Raw genomic sequence first — 16,206 nt, 5'->3', positions numbered from 1 at the left:
AATCTAGACCGGCAAGCTGACGCCTGCCTTGATGCAGCGCAATACCGTGCTGTGCTGTTCAGGCCAGTCCGGTCAGACTCCCGGCCACTGCCCGTTTGAAGGGTGGCAGCCGTTCACCCACTCGCACCATCAGTTCCCGCAGGACACGCGCAGGTCTCTCATCGCGGGTGTAGAGCGTGGCCAGCGCGTGCGTGGCCAGATACAGGCCACGGCTGGCCCGCTGGTGCGTGCGCTCATAGCGCTGCAGCAGGGCTGGCGAAGCGATGTCACCCCGCTGGTGGTGAGCACGAATGAGTGCTTGCGACAGCGCCTCGATGCTGCGCAGGCCCAGGTTGAAGCCATGGGCGGTCACCGGGTGCATGCCCACCGCCGCGTCACCCACGGCCGCAAACCGGCGCGCCACCAGATGCCGGGGCAGGACCCCGACCAGCGGATAGACATGGCGGGTGCTGGCCAGGCGCATGGTGCCCAGCTGCTGTCCGAAGCGGGCCGTGATGGCTTCGCCGAATGGTGCGGGGTCGGTGCCTGCCAGTACCTCGATGTCGGTGTGTGGCAGGGTGAGAACGACGCTGGAACGTGGCTGGCCGGTTTCAGGACAGTCGTTCATGGGCAGCAGCGCCAGGGTCTGCCCGTGGTCGAACCATTCCCAGGCGGCCGCCCCGTGCGGGGTGGGGTGGGTCATGGCGCAGACCAGCATGCTGCGGCCATAGTCGTGCAGATCCGCGGCGATGCCCATGGCGCGCCGGGTGCTGGAATGCCGGCTGTCGGCGGCCACCAGCAGGCGTGCGCGCAGGCGGCGGCCATCGTCCAATTGGACTTCGGCCCGGTGGTCGTCGGTGGCGACGCGGACCACCTGACGCCCATCGATCAGGTCTGGCGGAGATCCTGTCTCGTCGGGCTCGGCCATCGCACTGGCCCACGCAGCGCGCCGGATGTGGTGATTGTCCACCAGAAAACCCAGCTGCGGCTGGCCGCCATGCTCATGCCCGATGCGCATGCGGGCCTGGCCCCGACCGGGTGCGCCGTTCATGACCAGAGCGTCCCGCAGCGGGGCGATGTGGTCGGACCCGATCAGGCCCCACAGGCCCAGCTGCTGCATCAGGGACCGGCTGTGATGGGTGAGGGCGATCTCGCGGCCGTCAAACGCTGGCTGGGCCAGCGACTCGCGCTGCTGGCTGTCGATCAGGGCTACCGACAGGCCGCTGCCGCGCAGGGCCCGGGCCAGGCAAAGACCGGCCGGTCCGGCCCCGGAGATGATGATGTGGTGGTCCATGGAGCCGCCACTGTAGGGCGGCTGACCAGCATCGGCCTTGACTCAGGTCAAGCGGGCTGATGCCGGCCGGTTCCCACCGGATCAGCTGCGGGCAGCGGGCGGCATGTCACAACCCATGCCGCGTTTCATGGGGCCGTCACCGTGGTGCTTGCCGTGATGGCCATGATGATGACCCTGTCCACCACCGTAACCGGCGTGGCCACCCATGCCTGGACTCATGCCGCGTTCATCGAAGATCTTCTGCTGTTCGGGCGTCAGGGCGGCGTAGAAGCTGCGCGTGGCGTCCATGCGCTTGGTCATCAGGGCATCCCGTTCGGCTTTGCGGGCCGCCATGCGGTCCAGCCGTTCCGGTGTGGTCAGCTTGCTCCAGTCTTCGCGCGTCATGCGCTGGCCGGGGGCTTCGGCCGGGCCGGTGCGGGCCACAAAGGCTGCCCAGGCGGCTTCCTGCTCGGGGGTGATTTTCAGGGCCTCCTTCAGTCCGGCCAGACGCTCGCTGCGGTGGCGTTCCATGCGATCCAGGCGTTCGGACATGCTGACATGCCGCGCGCCGTGCATGTGCGGACCCGGGGCATCGCTCATCCGCTGGGCCGTGTGCTGGGCGAGCAGTTCGGGTGCCATGCCCTGCGCGATGGCGGTGGCCGACAGACCTGCCAGGGCCGCAGCCAGGGTGGTGGCGATGAGGGATTTCTTCAAAACGGACATGGCGTTCTCCTGGAGTGATTCGGTGGTGACCGGAACCGGCTGCGCTGGCAGCGTCGGGATGGTTCCAGTGTGGCCCTGCGATGTTTCCGGGGTGTGCCTGTCTGATGCCGTTTTGTAAAGTTTTGTTCCGCTCCCGTCACCGGGACGGCTCGGCCAGGTCATCCAGGATGGGGCAGTCCGGCCGGTCATCGCCCGGGCAGCAGCACAGTAGGGCCTTCAGGCTGCGCTGCATGGACTGCAGGGCTTCGATGCGCTGTGTCAGTTCGTCGTGATGGCGTTGGGCGATCTGCTTGACCTGGGCGCTGCTGCGACGGCGGTTGTGCCACAGGTCGACCAGTTCAGCGATGGCCTCCAGGCTGAAACCCATGTCGCGCGCGCGCCGGATGAAGCGCAGGGTATGCACATCGGTTTCGGTGTACTGTCGGTAGTTGCTGCCCGTGCGACGGACCTGGCCGAGCAAACCCAGCGACTCGTAGTGGCGCAGCATCTTGGGCGAAATGCCACTGAGGCCCGCCGCCACGCCGATGGCCACAGGCCAGTGGCTGGCCGTTGGCTCTTCAGGTCCGGCAGACGCGCGCAAGGTGCTCATGCCGCGACCGTGTAGCCTTCTTCCCGGATGGCCGCTGCCACGCTTTCGCGGTCTTTCTCGGTCGTGACCTCGACCAGGTTCTGCTGGCGGTCGATGCGCACCTGGGCCTGGGGATCGATGCTGCGGATGGCGGCCTGGACGGCCTTCTCGCAATGGCCGCAGGTCATGCCCTGGACCTGGAATTGCTGGGTGCTCATGGGAACTCCGATGGGATGGATGAAGAAGCCATCATGCACCTTGACACCGTGTCAAGGTCAAGCATGGATGCGCAACGATACACCTTGTGGCTTGACCTTCCCATGGGGGTAAAGCTTATGCTTCGATAACCCCTGCGCCGTTGCGCGGCTTTTCCCCCAGGGGGACCACGCCTGTGGCCCGGCGGAGCCGGTCCCACGGCGTGTGCTGGACGATTCATCGAGAACCAAGTGACTTCTTCAACTGCCGATACTTCTTCCTGCCAGATCGACCTGGGTGTGGGGGGCATGACCTGTGCCTCCTGTGTCTCGCGCGTCGAGCGCGTGCTCAAGCGCCAGAGTGGCGTCAGCGAAGCCACCGTCAACCTGGCCACCGAGTCGGCCCGCGTGGTGCTCACCGAACCCGCTGATGCCGATGCGCTGGCCCGCATCAAGCGGGCGGTGCGCGACGCCGGCTATGAGCCGCGGGCCCTTGACGAGCCAGATGACGACCACGCGGCCAGCTGGCACGGCATCCCGCGCGATTTCCTGCCCGTGCTGGCGGGGCTGGTGCTGTCGGCCCCGCTGGCCCTGCCCATGCTGGGTGACCTGGCCGGCCAGCACTGGATGCTGCCCGCCTGGGTGCAGTTCCTGCTGGCCACGCCGGTGCAGTTCTGGCTGGGCGCCCGCTTCTACAAGGCAGGCTGGCACGCGCTCAAGGCCATGACCGGCAACATGGAACTGCTGGTGGCCATTGGCACCACCGCCGGCTGGGCACTGTCGACCTGGCTGTGGCTGCGCGCCGACGCGGGCGAGATGGTGCACCTGTATTACGAGGGCTCGGCGGTGGTCATCACGCTGGTGCTGCTGGGCAAATGGCTGGAGGCCCGCGCCAAGCGGCAGACCACCAGCGCGATCCGTGCCCTGCATGCCCTTCGGCCCGAGCGCGCCCACCTGCTGCCCGACGGCGTGCGTCGCACCGATGAGACCGACGTGGCGGTGGACGAGTTGCTGGCGGGAGACGAGGTGCGGGTGTTGCCCGGCGAGCGCTTTCCTGCGGATGGTGAGGTGCTGGATGGCCATTCGCAGGCCGACGAGTCGATGCTGACCGGCGAGTCCATGCCGGTGCCCAAGTCGCCCGGTGACCGGGTCACGGGGGGATCGCTCAATGGCGACGGATCGCTTCGGGTTCGGGTGAGCGCCGTGGGGTCGCAGAGCGTGCTGGCGCGCATCATCGCCCTGGTGCAGGATGCGCAGGCGGGCAAGGCCCCGGTGCAGCGCCTGGTCGACCGGGTGGCCGCGGTGTTCGTACCGGCGGTGCTGGTGATTGCCGCCCTGACGCTTGGTGTCTGGCTCTGGGTCGGCAGCCCGGTGGAAGAAGCCCTGCTGCATGCGGTGGCGGTGCTGGTGATCGCCTGCCCGTGTGCCCTGGGTCTGGCCACGCCAGCAGCCATCATGGCCGGCACGGGGGTGGCGGCGCGGCACGGCATCCTCATCAAGGACGCCGAGGCGCTGGAGATGGCCCACCGGGTGGACACGGTGGCCTTCGACAAGACCGGCACGCTGACCGAGGGTCATCCCCGGCTGCTCAGCGTGGAGGGTGTGGCCGGTGTGGATGAGCTGGCGGCCCTGGGCGCGGCGGCGGCCCTGCAGGCGCACAGTGCGCACCCGCTGGCCCAGGCCGTGCGCGAGGCGGCGCTGACCCGTGGGGTGGAAGTGGCCGAGGCCGTGGATGTCCAGGCGGTGCCCGGACGGGGTCTGCAAGGGCAGGTGCAGGGGACCACGCTGGCCCTGGGCAGCGTGCGCTGGATGGGTGAGCTGTCGGTGGATCTGTCGCTGCTTCAGGACGCGCTGGCCCGCCAGCAGACGTCAGGGGCTACCGTGTCGGTCCTGGCCACCCAGCTGCCTTCGGGGGGCTGGGCCGCGCTGGCCTTGCTGGCCTTTGGTGACGAGCCCAAGGCGGGCAGTGCCCAGGCCATTGCCCAACTTCGAAAGAGGGGTCTGAAGCTGGTCATGGTCTCGGGCGACAACCAGCCGGCGGCGCTGGCCATGGCCCGGCGCCTGGGTTTGCGTGAAGACCTGGGCGAGGTGATTGCCGAGGTGCTGCCCGGCGACAAGGCGGCTGTGATTGCACGCCTTCGTGCCGGCGCAGAAGGTCAAGAATTCACCGCCGGGCCGTCCCAAGGTGAATTCGCGCCCCCTTGGGGGGCAGCGACCCGCGCAGCGGCGGAGCGTGGGGGCCATGTGGTCGCCATGGTGGGCGACGGTGTCAACGACGCGCCTGCCCTGGCCGCTGCCGATGTGGGCATGGCCATGAGCCATGCGCAGGGCGGCGGGTCGGACGTGGCCATGCATGCCGCCGGCATCACCCTGATGCGGGGCGACCCGGCACTGGTGGCCGCTTCGCTGGACATTTCCCGGCGGACGGTGGCCAAGATCCGGCAGAACCTGTTCTGGGCCTTCTTCTACAACGCCGCCGGCATCCCGCTGGCGGCGCTGGGCTACCTCAGCCCCGTGGTGGCCGGTGCCGCCATGGCCCTGAGCTCGGTCAGCGTGGTCACCAACGCCTTGCTGCTCAAGCGCTGGAAGCCGGACGCTTGACCTGCGTCAAGGGCCTTTGGCTGGCGGCGCGGCATAGTGGCGTACATTGACCGACCGAGCGGTCGGCAAACGAACCGAGGAACGAGGAGACAGGCATGCAACACGAAGCCCTGCGGGTCATCCGCGAAGAACACGCCACGCTGGCGGCCATGCTGCAGTCGCTCATGCAGATGGTGCGCCGTGGGCCTCAGGCGGACGGCAAGGACGATGCCGAGCTGTACTTCGATGTGCTGCGCGCCATGCTGTTCTACATCGACGAGTTTCCCGAAAAGCACCACCACCCCAAGGAGTCGGATCTGCTGTTCCCGCGGGTGGCGCGGGTGGCGCCCCACACCATGGCCACGATCGACCAGCTCGAGCGTGACCACATGCGTGGCGAGCCGCGGGTGCGTGAACTCATGCACCTGCTGATGGCCTGGGAACTGCTGGGCGACACCCGCAAGCAGGCCTTCATCGACGAGGTGACCCGTTACGTGGAGTTCTACCTGGACCACATGCGGCTGGAAGAATCGGTGATCCTGCCCGAGGCCGAACGCTGCCTGACCGATGAGGACTGGCATGCCCTGAATGCGGCCTTTGCCACCAACCAGGACCCTCTGAACGGGCGCATTCCGCGGGATCCGCAGTTCGACCGCCTGTTCACCCGCATCGTGATGCGGGCACCGGCACCGGTGGGATTGGGTCAACCCTGAATGGCGGCAGCAAAGTTTCCCGCTGACAATGGGTGGTCATGTCCACCCGTCCTGCCCACCTGAGTCCCCCTGACGACGAGACCGGTCACACCCCCTGGGTGCGCCTGGCGCTGGCCCTGTCCCTGGGCGCGGCGGTCTCGCTGGGCATCACCCGCTTTGCCTATGGCCTGCTGCTGCCGCCGATGCGAGAAGACCTCGGCTGGTCCTACACGCTGGCGGGGGGGATGAACACCGCCAACGCCCTGGGCTACCTGCTCGGTGCACTGGCCACGCCGGTGCTGATGCGCCGCGGATCGCCCTCGGGCGTGCTGCTGGCGGGTGCCCTGCTGGCCTCGCTCTTCATGGCGGCCAGCGGTTTCTTCACGGCGGCGGTGCCCCTGCTGCTGCAGCGCCTGCTGGCGGGCGTGGCCAGTGCCTTCGTGTTCATCGCCGGCGGATTGCTGGCCGCCCGTCTGGGGGCACGGCAGCCGCACCGCAGCGGTCTGCTGCTGGGCCTGTACTACGGGGGGACCGGTCTGGGCATCGTCGCCTCCGCTCTGGGGGTGCCGGTGGCGCTGGCGGCCGCGCATGACCAGCCCCATGCCTGGACCTGGGCCTGGTGGGCCCTGGCCCTGCTGTGCCTGCTGGCCACGCTGGTGATGCGCTGGCCTGCGCGCGTGCTGGCCCGTCTGGAAGCTGCTGCACCGGCCGGGAGCGATCGATCCCAGGGGGCACGCGTCTTCCGCGTGCGGGATTTCGCCTTCGGTCTGGCCGGCTACATGGGCTTTGGCGTGGGTTACATCGGCTACATGACCTTCGTGATCGCATTGCTGCGCGAGCAAGGCACCTCGCCCCTGGCGATCACGGCCTTCTACACCCTGCTGGGGCTGGCGGTGGTGGCGTCTTCGCGCATCTGGGCCGGTCTGCTCGACCGCCACCGGGACGGCCAGGCCCTGGCGCGCCTGAATGCCCTGCTGGGGGTGGCTGCCATCCTGCCCGCGCTGACCTCGGCCTGGCCACTGATGCTGGCTTCCGGCCTGCTGTTTGGCGCCGTGTTCCTGTCGGTGGTGGCGTCCACCACGGCCCTGGTCCGGCACAACCTGCCGCCGTCCCAGTGGGCCGCCGGCATCAGCGCCTTCACCATCATCTTCGCCGCCGGCCAGATCGTGGGCCCGACCGTGGTCGGCCTGATCGCCGATGGGCCGGGTGGCCTGGCCCGGGGGCTGGTGTTTTCGGCCTGTTCTCTCTGGGTGGGCGCAGTGCTGGCCACTCGGCAGCGCGCTCTCTGATCCCGCGCCGGATGCCTGCCATGTCGGCGGTGGACGAATTCCGCCCCGACCAATTGGACCCATCGACCCATCGCCAACGGCGTATCGTCCAGATCCAATCCGGACCCCGGTTCCATTCCATTTGCCCTGCCCGGGCCTCACACCATGTCCTCGATCGGTCACTTTGCCTTCGCCAACAACACCAACCGGTTTCTGGCTTGCGATCCCTTGGCCGACCAGCCTTTTGCCATTGCAGGCATCCCCTATGACGGCGTGGTGACCAACCGGCCCGGCGCCCGGTTCGGGCCACAGGCCATCCGCTCGGCCAGCCTGATGCTGTGCGACGGCATCCACCCTTTCTTTGATGTGTCGCCGGTGGGCCTGCTGGGCGATGCGCTGGACATGCGCCTGCCCAACGCTTCGCCGCTGCCCGAGGTGCGCGCGCAGATCGAGCGGCAGGCGGCCGAGCTGATGGCCCGGCACCACTGCGTGTTCCTGGGCGGCGATCATTCCGTCACGCTGTCGCTGCTGCGTGCCGCCAGGGCGCGGCATGGTCAGGCGCTGGCCTGTGTGCATTTCGACGCCCACTGCGACACCTGGACCGACCACTTCGGTGAGCCCTCCGGCCACGGTACCTGGACCTATGAAGCGATCCAGGAAGGGCTGATCAGTGCCGAACACACGGTGCAGATCGGCATCCGCTCCAGCGGCGACCGGTCCGCGCGCGAGTACGTGGCCGATCAGGGGGGCGAGATCTTCACCGCCCGGCGCCTGCGCGGGCTGGACGGCGCGGGTCTGGCGCCCGTGGTGCAGGCGATCCGCCAGCGAATGGGCGACCGGCCCTGTTACCTGACCCTGGACATCGACTGCCTGGACCCCGCCTTCGCGCCGGGCACCGGCACACCCGAACCTGGCGGCATGACCAGTTCGCAGGTGCTGACGCTGCTGGAGGATCTGGCGGACCTGAACTGGATCGGCATGGACTGCGTGGAGGTGGCGCCTGCTTACGACCACGCCGAACTGACCAGCAACGCCGCCGCCACCTTCGTCTGGACCTACCTGTGTGGCCAGGTGGCCAAGAGGGCCTGACCGTGTTCAAGCGCTCCCTGCTGAACTCCGACACCCAGCTCAACCGCCTGAGCTATTACGAGGCCAGTGCGCAGCGCCCGGCGCCTGCGCCGACCTTGCAGGAAGACCTGCAGGCCGATGTGCTGGTGGTGGGCGGGGGGTTTGCCGGGTTGTCGGCGGCCCTGGAGATGGCGCAGCGTGGCCTGTCGGTCGTGCTGCTGGAGGCTGACCGCATCGGCAGTGGCGCCAGCGGCCGCAACGGCGGTCAGGCGATCGTGGGTTACGCCAGCGGGCAGGAGCCCTTCGAGCAGCAGCTCGGCGCAGCCGATGCCCGGCGCGCCTGGGACCTGTCGGTCGAGGCGGTGGAACTCATCGAGCGGCGCATCGGGGCGCACGGCATCGACTGTGACTGGCGGCGGGGCTACGTGTACGTGGCGGACCGACCCGCCAAGTTGAGGGCCTTGCGCGAAGAGGCCAACGCCTTGCAGGCCCACGGCATCGACTGCGAATGGGCCGAGGGTGAGGCGGTCCGCGGTTTCATCGACAGTCCACGCTACGTGGCGGCGGCGCGAGAGCAGCGCTCAGGCCACCTGCACCCGCTCAAGTACGCGTTGGGCCTGGCCCGGGCCGCGCAGGTCGCGGGCGTGCGCATTTTCGAACGCTCACCGGTGACCCATTTGCAGCGGGGCGATACCCTGGTGGCGCGCACGGCTGGTGGTCAGGTGCGCGCGCGCTTTGGCGTGCTGGCCGGCAACTGCATGCTGCCCGAATTCGGACCCGCGGTGGCGCCCGAAATCGCCCCGCGCATCATGCCCGTGGGCACCTACATCATCGGCACCGCACCGCTGGAGCCGGCGCTGTGCGAACGCCTGATCCCGGGATGCGCGGCCGTGTGCGACAACAACTTCGTGCTCGACTATTTCCGCTTCAGCGCCGACCATCGCATGCTGTTCGGCGGCCGGGTGAGCTACACCACCATGACACCGCCGCGCCTGAAGGAAGTGATGACGGCGCGCATGGTGCAGGTGTTTCCCCAGCTGCAGGGCGTTCCGGTGGAGTACGTGTGGGGCGGCTTCGTGGACATCAGCATGAACCGGGCGCCTGACTTCGGCCGGCTGGGTGACAACCTGTACTACCTGCAGGGGTTCAGCGGCCATGGGGTGGCCCTGACCGGGCTGGCGGGTCAGCTGGTGGCCGAAGCCGTGGCCGGGCAGGCAGGACGCTTCGATCTGTTCGCCCGGCTCAGGCACCAGGCTTTCCCCGGCGGTCCCTGGCTGCGCACCCCCAGCCTGGCGCTGGGCATGCTCTGGTACCGGGTGCGTGACCTGACCGGTTAGCGCATTCGCCGATCACTCACAATGCGGGTCGAACCAGCGACCCGTCATGAGCACGATCCCCATTCCTTCCGGACAACCCGCGCTGAGCCTTCAGGGCCTGCACCCGGGCAACTTTGCCCTGGTCATGTCGACCGGGATCATCGCCCTGGGACTGAACCTTCTGGGCTTCGGGCGCATCGCTGCTGCCATGCAGACCGTGGCCGTGGTCGCCTGGGTCGTGCTGGTGGCGCTCAGTCTGGTTCGGCTGCTGCGTCATCCCGGGGCGGTGCGCATCGACCTGCTCAATCCGCGCATGGTGTTCTCGTACTTCACACTGGTGGCCGCCACCAACGTGGTCGGTCTTCTGCTGCATGGATCGGGACAACTGGCCCTGGCCGTGGCTTGCTGGTTTCTGGCTTTTCTGGCCTGGTGCCTGCTGCTGTACCTGGCCTTCAGCGTGTTGACCTTCCTGACCCATGAACACAACGTCAACATCGTGCACGGCGGCTGGCTGATCGCGATCGTGGGGACGCAATCGCTGGTGCTGCTGGGCGCCCGCATTGCGCCCGATCTGGGTGAGTACACCGGTTACATGATGATCGAGGTGCACATGCTCTGGGGACTGGGGCTGGTCTTCTATGGCATCTTCGTCACCCTGTTCTGCCACCGCATCTTCTTTCTCACCCTCAAGCCGCAGGACATCTCGCCGCTGCTCTGGGTGGTGATGGGGGCGGGTGCCATCAGTGCCAATGCCGGCACCAGCCTCATCGCGGCCGATGCGCGCCTGCCCTTCCTGGTGGCCCAGAAGCCCTTCATCGATGGTGTGACCATGATCTGCTGGGCCTGGGCCACCTGGTGGGTCCCGATGCTGGCGATCTTCGGCATCTGGAAACACCTGGTCAACCGGGTGCCGATGCGCTACGAGCCGGTCATGTGGAGCATGGTCTTTCCGCTGGGCATGTACGCCGTGGCCAGCGCGCGCCTGGGCCTTGCCGCCGATTTCCCGCCGCTCTACGGCATTTCCCGGCTGATGATCTGGGTGGCGATGGCCGTGTGGCTGGTGGTCATGGCAGGGCTGGTGCGTCGTCTGGTCCGCGCGCTCATGCAATCGCGCACACCGGCCTGAGCGCCAGTGCTCAACGGGAAGCACCGGCACGGATCACCGTGTCCGTCAGCAGCCGTCCGCAACGGGCGATCTCGGCCAGCGGGGCATAGCCGTAGCCGATCACCAGTCCCCGCAGGTCCTGCCGTTGCAGGCAGTAGGCCGACACGGGTCGCACCGTCAGGCCCTGCTGGCCGATGCGCTGCGCCAGCGCGCGGTCGTCGGTGCCGGCCGGCAGCCGCAGACACAGGTGCAGGCCCTGGTCCGCACCACTGATGAACGGGCCATCGGCGTCACCCAGCAGCGGGCGCAGCGATTCCAGCAACAGCTGCCGCCGCTCGGCATAGCCCTGGCGGGCCCGGCGCAGCGCGCTGCTGAAGTGCCCCATCTCGATGAACTCGGCCAGGGCGGCCTGCAGGGGCATCTGCCCCGGGCGGTTCAGGTCGTAGTGGGCCTGCCGGAAGGATTCGACCAGGGACTTGGGCACCACCAGGTAGCCCAGCTTGATGCCCGGGTACAGCACCTTGGAGAAGGTGCCCATGTAGAGCACGCGGCCGTCGGTGTCCAGCCCCTCCAGGCTGCTGATCGGTGGTCCGCTGAAGCGGTATTCGCTGTCGTAGTCGTCCTCCAGCACCCAGGCGTTGTGGGTGCGCGCGGTCTGCAGCAGCTGGTGGCGCCGCGGCAGCGACATCACCGAGCCGGTGGGGTACTGGTGCGAGGGCGTCACGTAGATCAGGCGCGGGGGATGCGCGTCGTCGCTGGCGCCGGGCCGGATGCCCTGCTCATCGACCGGCACCGGGTGCAGGTGCAGGCCCGTGGCCATGAAGGCCTTGACCGCACCCCAGTAGGCGGGGTCCTCCACCCACACCGTGTCGCCGTGATCGGCCAGCAGGCGGGCGCACAGCTCCAGCGACTGCTGCGTGCCGCTGGTGACGATGACCTGGTCCGCATCCAGCTGCACGCTGCGGAACACCCGCAGGTAATCGGCGATGGCGCGACGCAGCGGCGCGTAGCCCCCGGCCGTGGCGTAATCCAGCATGTCGGGATAGGTCATGCGCCAGTGCTTGTTCTGCAGCCGCTGCCACAGCGCGAGCGGGAAGGCACTGAAATCGGCGATGCCGGGCGTGAAGGGTTGCACCTCCAGTTCACTGGCGCAGAAGCTGCCGGCCAGTGCTTCGCCGCGGCGCGAGAGCCGGGCCGGGGCCAGCGTCGGCAGGGTGCGAAGACCGCCCCGGGCGCGCCGGGCGCTGTTGATCTGGGGCACGTTGTCGTTGACGTAGGTGCCACTGCCCACCCGGCTGACCAGGTAGCCCTCGACGCCGAGCTGGTTGATGGCCGCCACCACCGTGTTGCGGGACAGTCCCAGGTCCTGGGCCAGGTCGCGGCTGGAGGGCAGGCGCTCGCCCGCCGCCAGCTTGCCGTCGAGCATGGCGCGCCGCATCGCCTCGTACAACTGGCGGTGCAAGGGCAGGGCATCCTGGACACCCAGGCGGTTCATTTCGGCCAGCAGGAACTCGGACAGCATGCGGTTTTCGGATAAGTGGCACCATGAAGTGGCGCGAACTGGCTCCGATTGTGATCCAATTTTGTCGTCAGAATGGTTTCAAGTGTTTGGAGACACCATGAAAATGCCGCCATGCATGGTCTGGCTGCCCGCGGACCATCGCCTGCTGGGCGATCACGGGCATCAGATGCCCTTTCTGCTGCTCGGTGACAAGTACGCCCGCGCCGTCAAGGTCGGGGTCGAGGCCCAACCGGTCATGTTTCCGCTGGCCGACGTGGGCGACATCCCCGAGCTGCTGTCGATGGTCGATGGGGTGATGCTCACCGGCTCGCCCTCGAATGTCCATCCTTCCCATTTCGATGAAGAGGTGGCCGATCCCTCGCTGCCGCTCGATCCGGTGCGCGACACCCTGACCCTGGCGCTGATCAAGGCCTGTGTGCACGAGGGCGTGCCGCTGCTGGGCATCTGCCGGGGGTTCCAGGAAATCAACGTGGCCCTGGGCGGCACCCTGCACCAGCGCGTGCACGAGGTGCCTGGCCGCATGGACCACCGCGAACCCAAGACGGCGCCGTTCGAGGAACAGTACGCACCCCGTCATCCGATTCATCTGGCGCCAGGCAGCGTGTTCGAGACCTGGGCCGGCGGCCCGCAGGTGATGGTCAACTCCCTGCATGGCCAGGGCATCCACCGTCTGGCCGATGGGCTGGAACCCATGGCCCAGGCACCCGATGGCCAGATCGAGGCTGTGGCGGTGCGCGGTGCACGCACCTTTGCCTACGCCGTCCAGTTCCATCCGGAATGGCGCTGCTGGGAGAACCCCTTCTACAGCGCCATCTTTGCCGCCTTCGGTCACGCCTGCCGCCAGCGCCGCAGCCTGCGTCTGCAGGCGGCCGATCTGGCCCGGCACCGTCCTGGCTAGCTACCGGGGACATCTGTCATCATCATCCAGCACGTCCACCAACCACAACGACAAGGAAACGGCTCATGAGCAGCCCGCAAACATTCAACGATCTGGAGCAATGGCTCAACCAGCACCGCGTCACCGAGGTCGAATGCCTGGTGCCTGACCTGACCGGCGTGGCCCGCGGCAAGATCCTGCCGCGCGAGAAGTTCACCGAAGACCGCGGCATGCGCCTGCCGCAGGCCATCGTCGGCATGGGCGTGACCGGTGAGTTCCCGGAAAGCGGTCCCTACTACGACGTCGTGGACCCCACCGACCGCGACATGCAGCTGCGCCCCGACCCGAGCACGGTGCGCATCGTGCCTTGGGCCACCGACCCCACCGCGCAGGTGGTTCACGACTGCTTCGACCACACCGGCAAGCTGGTGCCGTTTGCGCCGCGCTCGGTCCTGCGCCGCATCTGCGACCTGTATGCCGCCGAGGGCTGGGAGCCGGTGGTGGCGCCCGAACTCGAGTTCTACCTGACGGCCCGCAACACCGACTCCAACACGCCGCTCAAGCCGCCGATCGGCCGCAGCGGACGTGCCGAAACCTCGCGACAGGCCTACTCCATCGACGCGGTCAACGAGTTCGATCCGCTGTTCGAGGAGATCTACGACTACTGCGAGAAGATGAACCTCAACGTGGACACGCTGATCCACGAGGTGGGCGCCGGACAGATGGAGATCAACTTCTTCCATGCCCACCCGCTGGGTCTGGCCGACGAGGTGTTCTTCTTCAAGCGCACCGTGCGCGAGGCCGCGCTGCGCCACGACATGTACGCCACCTTCATGGCCAAGCCGATCGCCGGCGAACCGGGCAGCGCCATGCACGTGCACCAGAGCATCGTCGACAAGGCCACCGGCCGCAACATCTTCAGCAACGAGGATGGCTCGCCGTCGGACGCCTTCCACCACTACATCGGCGGCCTGCAGCGCTACATTCCCGCCGCCATGGTGCTGGTGGCTCCGTATGTGAACAGCTACCGGCGCCTGTCGCGCCACACGGCCGCGCCGATCAACATCGAGTGGGGCCACGACAACCGCACGGTGGGCATCCGCTCGCCGATTTCCAGCCCGCAGGCGCGGCGTGTGGAAAATCGCGTGATCGGTGCCGACGCGAACCCCTACGTGGCCATGGCCATGACCCTGGCCTGCGGCTACCTGGGCATGAAGAACCAGATCAAGCCCAAGCCCGAAATGCGGGGCGATGCCTACCTCTCGCCCTACGCCCTGCCGCGAAGCCTGGGCGAGGCACTGGACTGGCTGCGCCGCGAGACCGACCTGCACGAGGTGCTGGGCAAGGAATTCGTGACCATCTACACCGAGATCAAGGAGCTGGAGTTCGAGGAGTTCATGAAGGTGATCTCTCCCTGGGAACGCGAACACCTCCTGTTGCACGTCTGATCAGACATAAAGCGAAACGCCATGAACACCTCCACCCTCATCGCACCGCCCGCACTCGTCCGTCGTGCCGAGCAGCAGGACACCCAGGCCATCCAGGCGCTGGACAGTGCGCACTACATGCACCCGTTCACCGACCACGCTGATCTGGCCACGCGCGGGTCTCGGGTGATCACGCACGCCGACAACATCTACGTCTGGGACAGCGAAGGCAAGAAGATCCTGGACGCGATGAGCGGTTTGTGGTGCGTCAACGCGGGTTACGGCCGCAAGGAGCTGGCGGACGCGGCGTACCAGCAGATGATGACGCTGCCGTTCTACAACAGCTTTTTCCAGACCACCAACGTTCCGGCGGTCAGGCTGGCGGCCAAGCTCACCTCGCTCGCACCCAAGGTGGGGGACCGCAGCTTTACCCACGTGTTCTTCGGCAGCAGCGGTTCGGAAAGCAACGACACCAACGTGCGCATGGCGCGCCGCTACTGGGACCTGCTGGGCCAGCCCCAGCGCAAGGTGATCATCAGCCGGGAGAACGCCTACCACGGCTCGACCATGGCCGGTGCCTCGCTCGGCGGCATGAGCGGCATGCATGCTCAAGGCGACCTGCCCATCCCCAACATCACCCACATCGGGCAGCCCCACTATTGGGAAAACGCGCTTCCCGGGGAGAGCCGCGCCGACTTCGGCATCCGCGCGGCGCGCTGGCTGGAGGAGAAGATTCTGGAAATCGGCCCCGAGAAGGTGGCGGCGTTCATCGGCGAGCCGGTGCAGGGTGCCGGTGGCGTGATCATCCCGCCCGAGACCTACTGGCCCGAGATCCAGCGCATCGTCGACAAGTACGGCATCCTGCTGATCGCCGACGAGGTGATCTGCGCCTTTGGCCGTCTGGGCCACTGGTTCGCCTATGAGCAGTTCGGCATCCGTCCCGATCTGATCACCTTTGCCAAGGGCGTGACCAGCGGCTACATCCCGCTGGGCGGGGTGATGGTGGGCAACCGCGTGGCCGAGGTGCTGATCGGGCAGGGCGGCGAGTTCAACCACGGCTACACCTACAGCGGCCACCCGGTGGCCTGCGCGGTGGCGCTGGCCAACCTGGAACTGATGGAGCGCGAGGGACTGGTTGATCAGGTGCGCACCGACACGGGGCCCTACCTGGCGCAGCAGTTCGGTGCGCTCAAGGACCATCCCCTGGTGGGTGAGGCCGAGACCTGCGGCTTCGTGGCCGGTCTGGTGCTGGTCAAGGACAAGGAACAGCGCACCATGTTCGATCCGGACCTGTCGGTGGGCATGATCTGCCGCCGCCACTGCTTCGGCAATGGTCTGGTGATGCGGGCGGTGGGCGACCGCATGATCATTGCCCCGCCCCTGGTGATGACCCGGGCGCAGATCGACGAGATGGTGGGTCTGATCCGCCAGTGTCTGGACGCCACCTTGGCCGAGTTGCGCACGAAAGGCCTCCTGGCTTGACTAGAATGCCTGCTGCAGTGTTCGATGCCCCAATCCGGGGAGAAAGCAGGCCTGTTTCTTGCTCTTGATGGGAGCAACGGGGCCGCTGGCGCTGGGTGAGTCGTTTGTCGGTTTCCAACCAACCTTTCTGGA

Annotated in this window: 14 protein-coding genes; 9 read left to right on the top strand and 5 right to left on the bottom strand. The window is 67.6% G+C overall.

Annotation, left to right across the window (positions count from 1 at the left end):
• Positions 1-58: 58 nt before the first annotated feature.
• The 4 genes from ubiM to ACFQNJ_RS14070 form a co-directional block, all read right to left on the bottom strand.
• Positions 59-1,273, bottom strand: a complete 1,215-nt coding sequence (ubiM, locus tag ACFQNJ_RS14085; RefSeq protein WP_382258639.1) for a 5-demethoxyubiquinol-8 5-hydroxylase UbiM — start codon at positions 1,271-1,273, stop codon at positions 59-61.
• An 81-nt stretch (positions 1,274-1,354) separates the two neighbouring features.
• Positions 1,355-1,975 carry a Spy/CpxP family protein refolding chaperone gene (locus tag ACFQNJ_RS14080; RefSeq protein ID WP_382258636.1) on the bottom strand — a complete coding sequence of 207 codons (621 nt, stop codon included), beginning with the start codon at positions 1,973-1,975 and terminating at the stop codon, positions 1,355-1,357.
• Between the two features lie 136 nt (positions 1,976-2,111).
• Positions 2,112-2,564, bottom strand: a complete 453-nt coding sequence (cueR, locus tag ACFQNJ_RS14075) for a Cu(I)-responsive transcriptional regulator (RefSeq protein WP_382258633.1) — start codon at positions 2,562-2,564, stop codon at positions 2,112-2,114.
• On the bottom strand, positions 2,561-2,761 hold the full coding sequence (locus ACFQNJ_RS14070) for a heavy-metal-associated domain-containing protein (protein WP_374640337.1): 201 nt from the start codon (positions 2,759-2,761) through the stop codon (positions 2,561-2,563). Before ACFQNJ_RS14070 ends, cueR begins: the two co-directional genes overlap by 4 nt.
• A 285-nt stretch (positions 2,762-3,046) precedes the next feature.
• Here ACFQNJ_RS14070 and ACFQNJ_RS14065 point away from each other — a divergent pair, with 285 nt between their 5' ends.
• The 6 genes from ACFQNJ_RS14065 (at position 3,047) to ACFQNJ_RS14040 (ending at position 10,787) form a co-directional block, all read left to right on the top strand.
• On the top strand, positions 3,047-5,338 hold the full coding sequence (locus tag ACFQNJ_RS14065; RefSeq protein ID WP_382258800.1) for a heavy metal translocating P-type ATPase: 2,292 nt from the start codon (positions 3,047-3,049) through the stop codon (positions 5,336-5,338).
• A 95-nt stretch (positions 5,339-5,433) separates the two neighbouring features.
• Positions 5,434-6,030: a hemerythrin domain-containing protein gene (locus tag ACFQNJ_RS14060; protein ID WP_382258630.1), complete on the top strand. Its 597-nt coding sequence runs from the start codon at positions 5,434-5,436 to the stop codon at positions 6,028-6,030.
• A gap of 38 nt (positions 6,031-6,068) precedes the next feature.
• Entirely contained in the window at positions 6,069-7,298 is a 1,230-nt protein-coding gene (locus tag ACFQNJ_RS14055) for a YbfB/YjiJ family MFS transporter (protein ID WP_382258627.1), read from the top strand.
• Positions 7,299-7,442: 144 nt separating this feature from the next.
• Positions 7,443-8,366 carry an agmatinase gene (gene speB, locus ACFQNJ_RS14050; protein ID WP_382258624.1) on the top strand — a complete coding sequence of 308 codons (924 nt, stop codon included), beginning with the start codon at positions 7,443-7,445 and terminating at the stop codon, positions 8,364-8,366.
• Positions 8,367-8,368: 2 nt separating this feature from the next.
• Positions 8,369-9,682, top strand: a complete 1,314-nt coding sequence (locus tag ACFQNJ_RS14045; protein ID WP_382258621.1) for an NAD(P)/FAD-dependent oxidoreductase — start codon at positions 8,369-8,371, stop codon at positions 9,680-9,682.
• A gap of 46 nt (positions 9,683-9,728) precedes the next feature.
• Positions 9,729-10,787, top strand: a complete 1,059-nt coding sequence (locus ACFQNJ_RS14040) for a tellurite resistance/C4-dicarboxylate transporter family protein (RefSeq protein WP_374640330.1) — start codon at positions 9,729-9,731, stop codon at positions 10,785-10,787.
• Between the two features lie 10 nt (positions 10,788-10,797).
• Here ACFQNJ_RS14040 and pdxR read toward each other — a convergent pair whose 3' ends face one another.
• Complete coding sequence (gene pdxR / locus ACFQNJ_RS14035; protein WP_382258618.1) at positions 10,798-12,288, bottom strand: MocR-like pyridoxine biosynthesis transcription factor PdxR; 1,491 nt, start codon at positions 12,286-12,288, stop codon at positions 10,798-10,800.
• Positions 12,289-12,385: 97 nt separating this feature from the next.
• Here pdxR and ACFQNJ_RS14030 point away from each other — a divergent pair, with 97 nt between their 5' ends.
• The 3 genes from ACFQNJ_RS14030 to ACFQNJ_RS14020 all read left to right on the top strand — a co-directional run bounded on the left by ACFQNJ_RS14030 (position 12,386) and on the right by ACFQNJ_RS14020 (position 16,074).
• Positions 12,386-13,186, top strand: a complete 801-nt coding sequence (locus tag ACFQNJ_RS14030; protein WP_382258616.1) for a gamma-glutamyl-gamma-aminobutyrate hydrolase family protein — start codon at positions 12,386-12,388, stop codon at positions 13,184-13,186.
• Between the two features lie 65 nt (positions 13,187-13,251).
• The gene (locus ACFQNJ_RS14025) at positions 13,252-14,613 is read left to right on the top strand and encodes a glutamine synthetase family protein (RefSeq protein ID WP_374640327.1); all 1,362 of its coding nucleotides are present in this window, start codon (positions 13,252-13,254) and stop codon (positions 14,611-14,613) included.
• A 21-nt stretch (positions 14,614-14,634) separates the two neighbouring features.
• The gene (locus tag ACFQNJ_RS14020; RefSeq protein WP_382258612.1) at positions 14,635-16,074 is read left to right on the top strand and encodes an aspartate aminotransferase family protein; all 1,440 of its coding nucleotides are present in this window, start codon (positions 14,635-14,637) and stop codon (positions 16,072-16,074) included.
• Positions 16,075-16,206 lie beyond the last annotated feature (132 nt).

Origin of the sequence: Hydrogenophaga bisanensis, from assembly GCF_042665135.1 — a bacterium.
Lineage (GTDB): Bacteria > Pseudomonadota > Gammaproteobacteria > Burkholderiales > Burkholderiaceae_C > Hydrogenophaga > Hydrogenophaga bisanensis.
The sequence above is the reverse complement of the archived record's forward strand: the minus strand, read 5'-3'. Positions and strand labels throughout refer to the sequence as shown.